Source organism: Flavobacterium sp. U410 (genome assembly GCF_053570605.1).
In genome coordinates this window covers 87,781-102,564 of record NZ_JBSEFI010000011.1, presented here as the reverse complement: position 1 = coordinate 102,564, position 14,784 = coordinate 87,781, and the positions used below count along the sequence as shown (strand labels likewise).

General features: G+C 33.6%; 17 protein-coding genes. 8 read left to right on the top strand and 9 right to left on the bottom strand.

Annotated features, from left to right (window positions below):
- Positions 1 to 53: 53 nt before the first annotated feature.
- The 4 genes from ACUSJC_RS09085 to ACUSJC_RS09070 all read right to left on the bottom strand — a co-directional run bounded on the left by ACUSJC_RS09085 (position 54) and on the right by ACUSJC_RS09070 (position 4,922).
- Complete coding sequence (locus ACUSJC_RS09085; protein WP_449269256.1) at positions 54 to 1,637, bottom strand: MFS transporter; 1,584 nt, start codon at positions 1,635 to 1,637, stop codon at positions 54 to 56.
- Positions 1,638 to 1,639: 2 nt separating this feature from the next.
- Positions 1,640 to 2,689 carry an HlyD family secretion protein gene (locus ACUSJC_RS09080; protein WP_449269255.1) on the bottom strand — a complete coding sequence of 350 codons (1,050 nt, stop codon included), beginning with the start codon at positions 2,687 to 2,689 and terminating at the stop codon, positions 1,640 to 1,642.
- A 26-nt stretch (positions 2,690 to 2,715) separates the two neighbouring features.
- The gene (locus ACUSJC_RS09075) at positions 2,716 to 4,074 is read right to left on the bottom strand and encodes a TolC family protein (protein ID WP_449269254.1); all 1,359 of its coding nucleotides are present in this window, start codon (positions 4,072 to 4,074) and stop codon (positions 2,716 to 2,718) included.
- Positions 4,075 to 4,223: 149 nt separating this feature from the next.
- Entirely contained in the window at positions 4,224 to 4,922 is a 699-nt protein-coding gene (locus ACUSJC_RS09070) for a DUF6252 family protein (RefSeq protein WP_449269253.1), read from the bottom strand.
- Between the two features lie 201 nt (positions 4,923 to 5,123).
- Between ACUSJC_RS09070 and ACUSJC_RS09065 the strand changes: the two genes are divergently transcribed.
- From ACUSJC_RS09065 to ACUSJC_RS09055, 3 genes are all read left to right on the top strand, one after another.
- Positions 5,124 to 5,666: a 30S ribosomal protein S16 gene (locus tag ACUSJC_RS09065; RefSeq protein WP_449269252.1), complete on the top strand. Its 543-nt coding sequence runs from the start codon at positions 5,124 to 5,126 to the stop codon at positions 5,664 to 5,666.
- A gap of 16 nt (positions 5,667 to 5,682) precedes the next feature.
- Positions 5,683 to 6,210: a ribosome maturation factor RimM gene (gene rimM, locus ACUSJC_RS09060; RefSeq protein WP_449269251.1), complete on the top strand. Its 528-nt coding sequence runs from the start codon at positions 5,683 to 5,685 to the stop codon at positions 6,208 to 6,210.
- Positions 6,211 to 6,354: 144 nt separating this feature from the next.
- Positions 6,355 to 6,891, top strand: coding sequence for a DUF6252 family protein (locus tag ACUSJC_RS09055; RefSeq protein WP_449269250.1), 537 nt, complete (start codon positions 6,355 to 6,357; stop codon positions 6,889 to 6,891).
- A gap of 83 nt (positions 6,892 to 6,974) precedes the next feature.
- Here ACUSJC_RS09055 and ruvC read toward each other — a convergent pair whose 3' ends face one another.
- The gene (gene ruvC / locus ACUSJC_RS09050; protein ID WP_449269249.1) at positions 6,975 to 7,526 is read right to left on the bottom strand and encodes a crossover junction endodeoxyribonuclease RuvC; all 552 of its coding nucleotides are present in this window, start codon (positions 7,524 to 7,526) and stop codon (positions 6,975 to 6,977) included.
- Here ruvC and ACUSJC_RS09045 point away from each other — a divergent pair.
- Positions 7,520 to 8,497 carry a lysylphosphatidylglycerol synthase domain-containing protein gene (locus ACUSJC_RS09045; RefSeq protein WP_449269248.1) on the top strand — a complete coding sequence of 326 codons (978 nt, stop codon included), beginning with the start codon at positions 7,520 to 7,522 and terminating at the stop codon, positions 8,495 to 8,497. The genes ruvC and ACUSJC_RS09045 overlap by 7 nt on opposite strands.
- A complete protein-coding gene (locus ACUSJC_RS09040) occupies positions 8,494 to 9,591 on the top strand; it encodes a glycosyltransferase family 2 protein (protein WP_449269247.1) in 1,098 nt (365 codons plus the stop codon). Before ACUSJC_RS09045 ends, ACUSJC_RS09040 begins: the two co-directional genes overlap by 4 nt.
- Positions 9,592 to 9,679: 88 nt before the next feature.
- On the opposite strand, the gene ACUSJC_RS09035 is transcribed toward ACUSJC_RS09040, so the two are convergent.
- From ACUSJC_RS09035 to ACUSJC_RS09020, 4 genes are read right to left on the bottom strand one after another with little or no spacing between them, the layout of a single operon-like run.
- Positions 9,680 to 10,162: a hypothetical protein gene (locus ACUSJC_RS09035; RefSeq protein ID WP_449269246.1), complete on the bottom strand. Its 483-nt coding sequence runs from the start codon at positions 10,160 to 10,162 to the stop codon at positions 9,680 to 9,682.
- A 35-nt stretch (positions 10,163 to 10,197) separates the two neighbouring features.
- Positions 10,198 to 11,328, bottom strand: coding sequence for a tetratricopeptide repeat protein (locus ACUSJC_RS09030; protein ID WP_449269245.1), 1,131 nt, complete (start codon positions 11,326 to 11,328; stop codon positions 10,198 to 10,200).
- Complete coding sequence (locus tag ACUSJC_RS09025; protein WP_449269244.1) at positions 11,329 to 12,618, bottom strand: TonB family protein; 1,290 nt, start codon at positions 12,616 to 12,618, stop codon at positions 11,329 to 11,331.
- On the bottom strand, positions 12,615 to 12,977 hold the full coding sequence (locus ACUSJC_RS09020) for a BlaI/MecI/CopY family transcriptional regulator (RefSeq protein WP_449269243.1): 363 nt from the start codon (positions 12,975 to 12,977) through the stop codon (positions 12,615 to 12,617). The genes ACUSJC_RS09025 and ACUSJC_RS09020 overlap by 4 nt, the downstream gene beginning before the upstream one ends.
- Positions 12,978 to 13,100: 123 nt before the next feature.
- Here ACUSJC_RS09020 and ACUSJC_RS09015 point away from each other — a divergent pair, with 123 nt between their 5' ends.
- From ACUSJC_RS09015 to ACUSJC_RS09005, 3 genes are read left to right on the top strand one after another with little or no spacing between them, the layout of a single operon-like run.
- A complete protein-coding gene (locus tag ACUSJC_RS09015) occupies positions 13,101 to 13,601 on the top strand; it encodes a DUF456 domain-containing protein (protein WP_449269242.1) in 501 nt (166 codons plus the stop codon).
- 17 nt (positions 13,602 to 13,618) lie between these two features.
- Entirely contained in the window at positions 13,619 to 14,425 is an 807-nt protein-coding gene (locus ACUSJC_RS09010) for a cyclase family protein (RefSeq protein ID WP_449269241.1), read from the top strand.
- A 3-nt stretch (positions 14,426 to 14,428) separates the two neighbouring features.
- Positions 14,429 to 14,779 (top strand): bleomycin resistance protein, encoded by a 351-nt coding sequence (locus tag ACUSJC_RS09005; RefSeq protein ID WP_449269240.1) that lies wholly within the window; start codon positions 14,429 to 14,431, stop codon positions 14,777 to 14,779.
- Positions 14,780 to 14,784: the final 5 nt, after the last annotated feature.

The following is a 14,784-nucleotide window of genomic DNA, read 5'->3' as shown; positions in this document are numbered from 1 at the left end:
ATTCTCAAAAGTACTATTTTTTTAGCAGAACTTGAATTTAAGTTGTTAACAACCTAACTTCCCCAAACTCTGTTTTTGAAAATATCGAACGTCTGTTTTAAGTGTTTATTGAATAATAGAAGAATTGCTAAAAACAATAAAATATAGCCCAAAGTGGTAAAAATTTCCATGTTGCCTAGCAACACCGATTGTTTAGAAAGCGAACCTAAAACTTGTTTAACAGCTAATTTTCCGGCATCGTCTATTGCATAACCTTTAGCCATAAAACTATTGGTATATTGTGAAATTCGCTCTTGTGTTTCAGGGCTTTCCCAGAGAACACTTTGTCTTAGTTTTGTATAGTGTTTGTTTTGCAGAAACACCTGTGCATTTTGCATGATACAGAATCCAATTGTACTTCCCCAAAATCTTCCGGTTACCCCAACAGTTCCAGAAAAAGGTGCATATTCTATTGGAACGGAAGAAACAGTAAATAGCACAAGTGGCACAAAAAGTACTCCAACTGCAATTCCTTGTATGATATAAGGCAAAGCAATATCACTCAGTGCAGCATCAGGGACAAACAAGAAGGTAAACCACAAATGGTACACAGCCAAAAGGAAAAAACCGAGAATAAAAGCATATCGTGATGCTAGACCTTTTGCTAAAATAAATCCGGCAGTTATTAATCCTATTAAATTTCCTATTACATTCAAATATTGTACGTGTGCGACTCTTGTGGGTTCCCAATTCCATACCGAAAACATCGTACTATGACAAATATTAAGCGTTGCTCTTGAAATATAAAAGATAAGGAATAGTAAAAATCCAACTCTAAGATTATAAAACTGAAAGACACCCATATCGAAACACGGTCTTTTGATAACCATTTGTCGGATTACAAACAAACCTCCGGTAATAAAAGCTATAACAATTGCCATTTTAATAGATATGGAGTCGAACCAATACAATTTTTCGCCATAAATAAAAACGAAGGCGCCTGAGAGAATAGCTGTTAAAACCAAAATATAGCTAGACCAATCGACCTGATATAGCGGCATTTTTTTATGAAAACGATTTTCGTTAAATGTCAACATTACTAAACCCACACAGATGATTTGAAACATTGCCGAACCATACGCCATGTATTTCCAATCGTAATTTTCCAATAGCCAAACCGCAATATTCATAATAAAGGGCGAAGCCAAAAGCAATGTTCCGTAGTTAAAGGTAAATCCAAGAATAACCGCATTTTTGGATTGAAAACGTGTGATTAGCAATTGGCGTAACGGAATCCAAGGCAACGCCATAAGTACTCCTTCTGCCATTCGCAGCACAATGAACAAAGAAAAATTATCGGTGTAAGCCGATAAGATAAAAGTAATAGCTGCTAATCCATAAATGGTAACAAAATACTTTTTGGTGGGGAAGAATTTAAACAATCGGCTTTCGATAAGAATGGTTGCCAAAAAAGTTCCGTAGGTTACACAAAGTGAAAACTGTAAATCTTCTACTTCCACATCTAAAAAACTAGCAGAATAGGTAATATTTGAGGTGTACACTCCCAATAAAACCATGGAATGCAACATACAAAATATTAAAACCAAGATGATAAGCCAATTGGGAACCCAAGACTTAAATACGCTTCCTTGTATCATTTTTAGTTGTGCTTAGCCACTACAATGACATTCATACCTGCTTTGAGCAGTTTCGATTTCGGATCGGTCTCATCAATTTGAATTCGCACCGGAATACGTTGTTCAATTTTCACAAAGTTTCCTGTAGCATTATCCGGCGGAAGCAACGAAAAACGAGCACCACTAGCCGGCGAAAGCGATTCTACGGTTCCTTTAAATTTATGACTGCTGATTGCATCGGCCTCTAAAGTTACTTTTTGACCAATCGCTAAATATTCGATTTGAGTTTCTTTGAAATTTGCAGTTACCCATTTTTCCTGACTCACCATAGAAACTAAAGCTTGTCCTTCTTTTACCAATTGTCCGGGTTGCAGCAATTTTCGTCCGACCCAACCGTCATAAGGAGCCGTAATTACTGTATAAGATAAAATAAGATTAGCATTATCTGCAACTGCTTTTTTAGCTTTAATCACGGCTTCGGCAGTTGGAATTTTAGCTTTAGCTTCGCCCGTATTAGAGTGTGCTACGCTAATACTGCTTAAAATTTCGTTGTAATGCGATTTGGCTGCATCATAGTCGGTTTTCACTTTTTCTACTTGTTGCATAGTTGCAGCTTCTTCCTTGTATAATTCAGAATAACGATCGTATTCTTGTTTGGTTTTCCACATTTCGGCTTTAGCCGCATCTAATTGTGATTTTCGTACCGAAACATTATTAGAGGTCATTTCGACTGTTTTTTGCAGCACATCGATATTTTTTTCGGCATTTTCAATTTCGGCTTGTGCCAAATCTACTTTCGCTTTAAATTCTCTATCATCGATAATGATAAGTGTGTCACCTTTATGAACAAATTGATTCTCTTCGTATCGAATATTTTCAATATAACCCGTAACGCGCGCAATAATTGGCGTAACATATTGTTCGACTTGAGCATCATTGGTTTCTTCATGATTCTTATAAAAAATGTAAAACCAAATAGCCAATAGTACTCCGCTCGCCACCAATAAAGAAGCAGAAATAGTTACTAACAAATGGAACGCACGATGCGAAAACAAAAATCTTGTAATTTTCATTTGGAAAAAAATTAGGAAATGAGCAATTATTTTGTGAGTTGACCTGCTGTGTGTAAGATTTCGTAATGTTTCATTACAGCGTCAATTCGTGTAGCAATTTGATTGAACTTGGCTTGTATTAAAGAATTATCGGCGTCAACCATTTCGGTAACCAGCGCTAATTGGTTCAAATATTTCAATTTGACAATTCGGTAGTTTTCCGTTGCCAAAAGCACCGCTTTATCAGTCACTTTGAACTTGTCGGTAATTTCTTTGTACTCGGTATATTGCTTAAAGACTTTGTCTGACATTTCGTCTTTAACCATGTTTCGTTCGTTTTCCTGTGCTTCCATTTTGGCTTTAGCCAATTGTACTCGAGATTTATTTTTGTACAAACCCGAAATGTTAAAAGTCGCTTCAACTCCCACTTGACCTAAACTATACAAATACGGATCGGGCGGAAAAAACATATAATTGGGATATCTTAAGTTGTAATTGCCAAAGAAACTGATATTGGGGTAAAATCCGGATTTGGCTAATTGTACTTCGGTCTTTTTAATTTCAACTTCTTGATCGGCAATTCGAACCTCTTCGTTTTTCAAAGCCAATTTATGATAGTATTCCAAATCTAAAAAAGCTTCTTGTTCTAACAAATCCGTTGTGTCAATGGAAAATTCGGTTGTTTCCGGAAGTTGTAAAATCGTTTTTAAATCATGCAATACAATATCAATATTCTTCTCATTGTTCATGGAATCCAATTGACGTTCGGAAAGTTGTAATTCGGCACGCAATACTTCGTCTTTGGTTACTGTTCCGTGTTTTTTAAAGGAAGAAACTTCTTTTAAACGTTCGCGTTCTTCTTCAATACTTTCGTTGATGATTTTTTGAAGTTCCATCATTTTGTAGATTCCTAAATAAGAAGCCACTACTTGTAACTGCACATCATTTTCAGCTTTTTCCAAAAAGATGTTACTGATTTCGTTTTCTTGTTCCGCTTTTTTAATCAGGTTATTGATTTTATTCCCTGAGTAAACCGGCATTCTAAAAGAACTACTGATGTCATAAATTTCAGGAATAGTTCGTGTAACAGCTTTGTCTTTTAAAAAACCTCCTTTAAATTCGGTTAAATTGGTAATTCTGGAATACAGCGAATGAAAATCTATTTCCGGAAGCCTTAACTCTTCCTTTTCGATAATTTCTTCCTCGGTTACAGCTTGCAACAATTTCCCTTTTTTAATAAGGAGGTTGTTTTCTTTTGCAATTTCCAAAGCATTATGAAGTGAAATTTTTTGCTTTTCTTGTGCGCTTAAAGCGCTGTCTACAAATACAATAAAAAATATAGACGTTAAAGTGTTTAATGAAAAACTTTTAATAGAGTGTGAATACTCTTGCCTCTCTGACCACATTTGGATGTTACTAAATTCTGGACAAAGTTCTATGTTTTTTCAATCCGATATAAAGTAAAAAAAGTCAAAATTTTATTCAATTCAGACAAAATATTACAATAAAAAAGCCGTTATAAAAACGGCTCTTGATATGATTTAATTTTAATGAACTATTGAATAGGAATTTGATAGAAGTTACCTTCAGAAAAAGTTATCATTTCTCCATTTTCATCAGCTGCATTCAATTTAAAAGAACCCGTTACCTTATTGTTTTCTATCGATTCAATAACAATTTCTCCATTGCTTTGTTGTACATTTAAAATTTGAATACGTGCATTATTACTACCTCCTATAAGTGTTACTTGATCTCCGGCTTTATACCCATCTCCTCTGGAAACTATAGTTGCACTAGTAACTCCTCCTGAAGCATTAGTTTCTATCGAAACTTTTAAACCGGAACCAGTAGTTGATCCGTAGGGTTCTGTTAAAACATTGGTTGAGTTACTATAATCAGAACCGGCACTTACAATTGCAGCAATTTTATAAGCTGGTCCAAAATAGATATCTGTATCATAAAATAATTCTACTCCTTCATTTGCATAATAATATGAAGCATAATTATTTTGATTTGTTGTTCCTAGAACATAAGTTCCCGGATTTGCTGATGAAGTTTCTAATACTAACTCTTCATAAGCTGTATAAGCGGAAATAACAAGTCCTTCACTCTCACTTCTTGTAATGTTTGCATCTACTGCTCTCCAGTTTACATCGTTCAATTTGGCTTGAAAAGCAGGGTCATTTTCTTTGATGTCTTGGTTACATGAAGCAAGTACTGCTGCAAATAACGCTAAAGATAAAATTCTTTTCATTATCAATCTTTTGTATAAGTTTATGGTAGTAATAGTTAGCTATAGGAATAGATTCCATTCCGACAAAAGTAATTTTTTTTCGTTAACTTTACAATTAATCAAAAAAATATTTATGCAGCTTTATTTTGTTGTAAAACAAAGTTTTGTATATTTGCGCCCTCAATAACCGAGGTCGGGAACCTCACAATTAATCAAAAGATTATGCCTGTAAAAATTAGATTACAAAGACACGGTAAAAAAGGAAAACCTTTTTTCTGGATTGTAGCTGCGGATTCACGCGCTAAAAGAGATGGTAAATTCCTAGAAAAATTAGGAACTTATAACCCAAACACTAACCCTGCAACTATCGATTTAAATTTAGATGGAGCTGTGCAATGGTTACACAATGGGGCTCAGCCAACGGATACTGCAAGAGCTATTTTGTCTTACAAAGGAGCTTTATTGAAACATCACTTAGACGGAGGTGTTCGTAAAGGAGCTTTAACTCAAGAACAAGCTGACGCTAAATTAGCTGCTTGGTTAGAAGAAAAAGCTGGTAAAGTAGGAGCAAAACAAGATGGTTTAGCAAAAGCTAAAGATGATGCAAAAGCAAAAGCTTTACAAGCTGAAAAAGAAGTAAATGAAAAACGTGTTGCTGCTAGAGTAGAAGCTGAAAAAGCTGCTGAAGTAGAAGCTGCTGCAACTGAAGAGGCTGTTGAAGAAGCACCTGCAGTTGAAGAGAACAACGAAGAAACAGAAGCTTAATTTAAAACCGTAACTGATGCGTAAAAAAGATTGCTTCTATTTAGGCAAAGTTGCGAAAAAATTTAGTTTCAAAGGGGAAGTTCTGATCTATTTAGATACAGACGAACCCGAAAATTATGAAAATATGGAATCAGTTTTTGTTGAACTAAACAAAAGTCTGGTTCCATTTTTTATTGAAAGAAGTCAAATTCATAAAGGAGATTTCTTACGCGTCAAATTTGAAGATATTGACGCTGAAGAAGATACTGATGAAATTCTTGGATGTGAAGTTTATCTTCCACTTTCGATGTTGCCTAAACTTGAAGGTAATAAATTCTACTACCACGAAATTGAAGGATTTACTGTAGAAGATGTTCGTTTAGGAAATATAGGATCTCTTATTCGTGTTAACGATAGTAATGCACAAGCATTATTTGAAATAGACAACAATGGAATCACTATTTTAGTTCCATTGATTGACGATTTTATTGTTGAAGTAAACCGAAAAGAAAAGAAACTTGTGCTAAATACTCCTAAAGGACTTGTTGATTTATATTTAGGATAAGTTCAATACTCCTATCTAATAGATTATTTCCTCAATGTTAAATAGGATTAAAAAATATTTTCACTTTATAATCTAACAAAACAAATTATATTTTTTTAATATGTAAAACTTTATATATTTTCGCAAAAGATAATATATATTTTTATGAAAAAAATCAAGAATTTGTTTTATGTTTTACCTTTTGTAGTATTGTCATGTTCTTCTGATGATGGAGGTAGTACTTCGGATCCCCAACCTCAATATGCTATGACTGCTAAATTGAACGGGGTAACTTTTGAAGCTAATAATCCTTTTGGTAACAATATGGTTTCTTCTACAAACATTTGGGATTATTTTCCACAAGAAGACTTTATTATGCTACAGGGTAGACAAGGGGGACTTTTGGGGAATCCAGAAATCAATCTTTGGTTAAAAAAAACAGACATGGTTGTAGGAACTTATACTGTTGGTACAGAAACCTTTAGCACACCTCCTTCGCACTTTATTGATTTAATAGATAATAGTAATGATGAATCAGAAAGCACAGTTGCAGGAACGATTATTATTACAGAAGTGAATACTACTACAAAAGTTGTAAAAGGGACTTTTCAATTTACAACTTCTGACAACGTACAAGAATCAAATCCTGTAATCAATTATAATGTTACTGAAGGAACATTTTATTATCAGTACGAAGAATAATAGATAAGTAACTCTCATTTATTCTTTTAAAAAATGTAAATAAAAATTAAAAGCCATCTAATATTAGACGGCTTTTAATTTTTCTAAGATACCCTATCTTCATTCTGTTTTACAAAAGCGTCCCAACCCGAATAGCTTTTTCCAATCTCCACTTTTCCGGAATTAAAAAAATGACAAACTGCAGCTGCCAATCCATCGGTTGAATCGAGGTTTTTGGGTAAGGTTTTTAATCCTAATAATTGTTGGAGCATTTTAGCAACTTGCTCTTTACTGGCGTTTCCGTTACCTGTAATCGCCATTTTTATTTTCTTAGGTTCGTATTCGGTAATCGGAATTTGGCGCGATAAACCTGCCGCCATAGCAACGCCTTGGGCTCTTCCTAACTTTAACATGGATTGCACATTTTTACCAAAAAAAGGAGCTTCAATCGCAATTTCATCAGGATGATAGGTTTCAATTAGTTCAATAGTGCGTTCAAAAATACGTTTTAACTTTACATAATGATCGTCTAGTTTACCCAATTGCAATTCGTTCAACTGAATAAACTCCATTTTTTTATTCACCACCTTAATCAATCCAAATCCCATGATGGTGGTTCCCGGGTCAATTCCTAATATAATGCGTTCGTTTGCCAAATTTTCTTTTCTTTGTAGTAATGATTGCAATTCCTCACAAAGCTAAACAATTCTTATTAGTTCTCGTCAAAGTTTTGATTGTGAGCTTGGCTTTTTTTTACATTTATAACCGACTACAAGCCGAAAAGGAAATCACCATAAAACAATTAGTTCATTTTTTAAATGTTCCTGTAATTGCTATACTTTTTCTTTTTTCATTGACCAATTGGCTTTTGGAAATTTTAAAATGGAAAACTGTAGTAGGTAGTTTCCAAACGATTTCTTTTAGAGAATCGGCACACCAAAGTTTAGGTTCGCTCACGGCTTCAATTTTTACTCCCAACAGAATTGGCGAATATGGAGCTAAAATGTTTTATTTTAAAAAAGAAAATGCAAAGCGAATTGTATTACTGAATTTTATTCATAACAGCAGTCAAATGTTGGTTACAATATTATTTGGCATTGTCGGATTTTCACTTCTGACTTTTTCTTCAATAGAAACTATGTCGATCAGATTTAAAGCCGATTTTATTTCAATCTTATTAATTTTAATTGGCTTTGCTATCATTATTTTAATTGCTATTTTCTTTAGAAAGATTGAAATTTATGGTTTTTCCTTTCAAAAAATAATTACCAAAATACGCCAACTCAACCGAAAAATAGTTTCGAAAGTATTTGTATTATCTACGCTTCGTTATCTTATTTTTTCTACCCAATTTTTATTTCTGTTATTCACTTTTGATCCTAACATTAATCTTGTAGTAGCGCTGGAAACTATATTTTTAATGTATTTCCTATCTTCGGTCATTCCGAGTATTCATTTGATGGATGTTGCGGTGAAAAGTAGCGTTGCTATTTATCTTTTTCAGACAATAAATATAGAAAGTGAGAAAATTATTTCCGTAACTTTGTTGATGTGGATTTTTAATTTAGTTTTTCCTGTTATTATAGGAAGCTATTTTGTTTTACGGTACAAACCGAAACCGATATGATGATATTGTTTATCGTTTTAGGCATTTATGTAGTAAGTATAGGTGTCTTAATTTTAGGTTTTACAAAGATGAAACCTATTCATTTTCACAACGCTATTCCTCAAACTCGTTTTAGCATTGTGGTTCCTTTCAGAAATGAAGCTCAAAATTTACCTCGTCTTTTAGCGTCGCTTGAAGCTTTAGATTATCCCAAAAACCAATTTGAAGTTATTTTAGTGGACGATGCTTCGGAAGATGATTTTGTGTTGCCCAAAACAAAAAGTAACATGCGAATTATTGTAAGTCAACGAAAAACCAATTCGCCCAAAAAAGACGCCATCAATACAGCTATTACACTTGCTAAATATGAATGGATTATTACCACGGATGCCGATTGTGTGGTGCATTTCAATTGGTTAAAAGTGTATGACAATTACATTCAGCAAACCGATAGAAAAATGGTCGCTGCCGGGGTGTGTTATGCGCCTAAAAAAGGCTTTTTACACGCGTTTCAAAATCTGGATTTGTTGAGTTTACAAGGTGCAACTATCGGAAGTTTTGGTGTTTTTGGTCAGTTCATGTGTAATGGTGCCAATTTTGCGTACCAAAAAGAGTTTTTCTTTGCGTTAAATGGTTTTGAAGGCAACGAAAATATAGCCAGTGGTGACGATGTTTTTTTACTCCAAAAAGCCGTTAAAAAAGACAAAAAGAAAGTTGGTTTTTGTATGCACGAAAATAGCATTGTAGTAACTCAGAGTCTCGATTCTTGGAAAGATTTATTCTTCCAAAGAGTGCGTTGGGCTGCAAAAAGTCCGGGATATTCTTCAAGATTTGGAAAGTTTTTAGCTTTAGTTGTTTTTGGAACCAATGTAGCTTTGCTCGCGGCTTTACTTCTTTGGCTTTTTAAACGATTAGATGCTAATTATTTTATGCTCTTTTTTGGCATTAAATTCTTTGTCGATTTTGTGTTGATTTCACTTTCGGCACGTCATTTTCATGCGAGATTAAATGGTTTGCTAGCTGCTTCACTACTTCATCCGTTTTTTAATTTTACTGTTGGTCTTTACAGTTTATTGGGTTCATACCAATGGAAAGGTAGAACGTTCCGGAAATAGCCCAGATGGAAGTGGCATCTTTTTTGCCTCTCGACTCCGCTCGAGGTGACAAAAAATATAGCGGACAGTTGGAAAAAGCTCCTAAAAATTAATCGGTAACTTTTAAAATTACAGGTAAAACGAATTGTGATTTTACTTTTATGCCTTGTTTGATTGCGGGTTCAACGGCCGGAAAATCGGAAAGGCGGTTTTGTAAAATGCTGTCGATAACCTTGATGTCGTAAGTGATAGAATCTTTCGGGATTTCGGTTTGGAACTGCAAACTTGCATCGGGATTGATAGTTACTTTAACCGAAATGGTGTCTAATTCCGGATACAAAATGTGAATAGTATCGATTCCGATTCGGCTTTGAATAGTGGCGATTAAGAAATCGAACAAACACTGTTTTTGCTCGGCCTTATTCAAAATAGTGTCGCACGAAGCTACTGATGGATATTGATCGACTTGGTTCCAATTGATCTTTTGTAATTCTTGTTGCAATAGTTCTTTTTCATCCGGAACTTTTTTATCGAAAAGTTGGCAGGATGTGAAACACAACATCATTAGTGATATTCTCCAAAAGTTTTTCAAAAGCGTAGAATTTAACGCAAAAATAAAAGGTTTTTTTATTCCATGTGCTGTTTTTGCTTTAATTGTTTGATTCTGTTCTCAATTGAAGCCTTTCTTTTGACGGAAACCGCTGGAAAATTTATCAAAAAAGTTTCGTATTCCTGAATGGTTTTTGCGAAAGATTGTCCTTGATAATCTTTTATAGCAATGATTTGATAAGCAGATTCTTGATGGTTTTTATTTTCTTTTTGTGCTTTTTGATAATAGTGCAATGCCTTTTTTAAATTGTTTTCTTTTTGATAGAAATAGCCCAAGTAGAAATTTTCATTTTCAAAAGTGAATGTTCGTAGAGCCATTGATTTTTGAATATCCGTTTCGGCTTCGGTATTGTTTCCTAAAAATCCTTGACATTTACCGCGATTGTAATAATACTCCGGATTTTCATCGTTGATCGTTTCAATTAACGTATCATACAACGTACGTGCTTTGGTATATTCTTCGTTTGCCAAATAAGACAGCGCTAATTTTTCATAAATAAATGTGTCTATTTGCTCTAAGTGTAACAGTTGCTCAAAATCGGTTATTGCTTTATCATAATGCTGTGACGAAAAATGTACTTGACCTCTCAATTTTAGCATTTGAATATCTTCGGCATCTTTTTCCAAAAACCGATTGCAAATTTCAAAGGCTTTGCTGTATTCTTTAGCATTGGCATAGAAAACGGCGATTTTATAATTGCTTTTGTAAAAATCGGGTTCTAATTGTATCGACTTATTGTAACTAGCTAAGGCTTTTAAGGATTCTTCTTGTTTTTCGAAAATTTCGCCCAAATAATACCAATGTACTGCACTGGGTTTTTCTTTATTGAGTTTTGTAAATACTTTTTCGGCAGGTTTCCATTGCGTTGTTTCGATAAGCAATAATCCGTAATTGTAATTTACTCGGGTATTTGTTGAATCGATTTGAATGTATTTTTCATACTTTTCTAATGCTACACTTTTATTTCCTGAGGCTTCATACACTTTAGCCATTTGGAAATATTTTTCCGGAATTTTTCCTTGCTCTTCATACCACTGAACGGCTTTTGAGTATTGACCGACAGCTACCAAACTATCGGCAATTGCTGTGTTTTGAGCCTGAGCAACAACCGTTAATAGCATAAGTAAAAACAAAACACTTTTTTTCATTTACTGTAATTCAAAAGTAATGGGTAATCCATATTTTATTTTTACTGATTTTCCGCCAAGTCGGGCAGGTTTAAATTGTGGTAAAAGTGAGATAATTCTAACGGCTTCATTTTCTAATGATTCGTTGTTATTTCTACTTTTTGCTTCAATATCGGATACATTCCCATTTTCGTCAATGACAAACTGAATGCTTACTCGATCTTCTATATTATTTGCCAAGGCTTCTTCCGGATATACAAAATGAGTTTTAATGTGTTGATTCATTTGCTGGTTAAAACATTGCATAGCCTCTTCTCTACTAGCCAATTCACAATCTTTGAATTTAGGTATTTCATCTACAATTGCAATGGGTTTGATATCATCGGTACTTTTGGTTGTATTTTTTTGCTGTTCTTTCGCATTAATAGCATCTTGATTTTGACTTGTTTCGTTAGAACAATTAGCAAAGAGTAAAACACTTGCTATAACCATTGGAACAGTTACTCCGTATTTCAGTAAATTCCATTTTCTAGATTTTGTTTTTTGTAACATAACGATTCGTTTTTTGATTAATGATTGATTGAAAAAATTACTCACTAAAGCCAAATCTTCAACTTGAAAAACTTGGTTTATTATTTGTTTAAAATAGGAAATTCGATTGTTTTGTATAGCAATTGCGTCAGCTTCAAATTCGTGATTTTCTACTATCTTTTTTTGGAAATAATATAATACCGGATTGAACCAAAAGATGATTTTTACGCTCTCTAAAAGCAAAATATCTACCGAATGCAATTTCTTTTGATGTGTTTTTTCATGTGCTAACAAAACCTGAATGTCTTGTTGTTTGTCGCCAATGAAAATATAGTTTAAAAAGGAAAAAGCATCGTTAGAATCGGATAACCTGTAAATTGTAGTTCCTTGGTGACTTTCGGTTTTTGCCAAAGAAATTGTTCTATAAATAGCTCGTGTTTTTTTTATAAAGAGGACCAAAGAGAAAAGCACTCCCAAAAAATATGTACTTTTGAGAATAACAAGAATTTCTGTTAGCGAATAATGACTTTCTGTACTTTGGATTGATTCCTGACTCGTATTTAAAATCGATATATTGTTTAACTGCACCCATTGAGTTGTTTGTATTTCGCTAGAACTAATTGTTAACAACGGAATGATTAAAGACAATAGCAGACTTCCTAACAAATACAGCCGATTGATCGTAAAAAAGGTTTCTTTACTCAAGAAAAATCGATATGCGGTCAAAAATAAAGCTTGTATCGCAATGGTTTTTATACTGTAAAACAAAAAATCGGTCATTTTTTATCTTTTTTAAGTTCGTTTAAAAGAGCTTCTACATCATTTACATCGACATCATTTTGTTTCACAAAAAAGGAAACCAAATTGTGAAATGAACCTTGAAAATAATTTTCCATCAATCGGTTTAATGAAGTGTTGCTGTAATCTGCTTTTTTTATTACCGGAAAATAGACATAGCCTTTGCCTTCTTGTCTGTGATTTACAAAATCTTTTGTTTCTAAAATTCGAATAATCGTTGAAACCGTGTTATACGCGGGTTTAGGTTCTGAAAACTCCGAAACTATCTCTTTCACATTGGCTTCTTTTAATTGCCAAAGAATTTGCATGATTTCTTCTTCCGCTTTGGTTAATTGTTTCATTGTGTCTTTCAACTAAAAAGTTAGTTTGACAAATGTACAAACTAAATCTTTAGTTTGAACTAATTTTTTAGTTTATTTTATTATCACTTCTATTTTTAGTACTTTTAACAAAAGTTTTTAACCATGGAATATGTTCTCCTAATTATCGGATTTTGTTGCATGTTACTAGGAATTGCGGGTAGTTTATTACCTGCTTTACCCGGTCCGCCTATTAGTTGGATTGGAATTTTAGTATTGTATTTGAGCTCCAAAATAGCAACTAACTATTGGATGTTAGGTATTACTTTTTTAGTAGCGCTGTTGATTCTTGTTCTTGATTATGTGATTCCTGCTCAAGGTACCAAACGATTTGGCGGAAGCAAATACGGTATTTGGGGAACCAATATCGGTTTGATATTAGGGCTGATTTTACCCATTCCGTTTGGATTTATTATTGGTCCTTTTGTAGGAGCTTTGGTTGGTGAATTATTGTTTGACAAACAAAATGTAAATCGTGCTTTTAAAGCCGCCACAGGTTCGTTTTTAGGTTTCTTAGCCGGAACTTTTATGAAATTTGTGGTCAGTATTATTTATTTTGGAATTTTCATCGCTTTGGTCTGGAATAACAGAAATGTTTGGTTTTAATCGTTTGATACAACTCTATGGAAGCAGTAATTGATAAAAAGTATATAATTGATCTATCAAAACCTCTTGATATTTCTATTCCGTTAACGAATAATAGTCAAAATCCCATTGCGTGGTATCAGGATGCACCTAAAATGGAACCGGTAACGATGGGCGATTGGATTGGAAAAGTTTCTGAAGGGAAATCATCAACCAATTTCAATAATATCTTTTTTAATCCGCATGCGCACGGCACACACACCGAATGTTTGGGTCATATTACCAAAGATTTTTATAGTGTGAATCAGCATTTGAAAACATTTTTCTTTTTGGCAGAGCTAATTTCAGTTGAACCGATTGCTGTCGGAGATGATCTCATTATTACCAAAGAACAAATAGAATCTTCTCTTATCACTTCGAGATTATCACTTCGAGAGGAGTCGAGAAGTGAGAAGTCACACAATCAGATTGAGGCTTTAATCATCAGAACGTTACCTAACTTAGAAGAGAAAAAACATAAAAACTACTCTCATTCAAACCCTCCTTATTTATCAGATAAATCCGCGACTTACATTAGAGAAATAGGAATTAAACATTTGTTGATTGATTTGCCGAGTGTGGATAAAGAACACGATGAAGGAAAATTATTGGCGCACAAAGCGTTTTGGAACGTAAAAGATATTCAACATTTGAATAAAAATGCTCGTTTGGATTGTACCATTACTGAAATGATTTTTGTTAAAAATGCAATTAAAGACGGAAGTTATCTGCTGAACTTACAAATCGCTTCGTTTGAAAATGATGCAAGTCCAAGTAAACCCGTTTTGTATAACATAAACCAATAGGAAATGATTTCAGCAGTAATTCCAAAGTTGCCTTTTATCAATAAAAACGAAACAATTGATTTCTATGCTAAAATAGGATTTCAATTAGAAGCTGATTATGGTGAATATCTGATTTTTTCATTGGAACAAACGGAGCTTCATTTTTTCTCTTTTAAAGATTTGGATCCAAAAAAGTCAGACTTCATGATTTATTTGAGAGTAAATGCAGAAATTGAGACTTTCTATCATAAATTAATCGAAAAAGGAATTGCTATTCATCCTAACGGCAGTTTAGAACAAAAACCTTGGCACCAAATGGAATTTTCAATTGTTGATCCCAATGGAACATTATTAACTTTTGGTCAGTTTATTTAAAATAT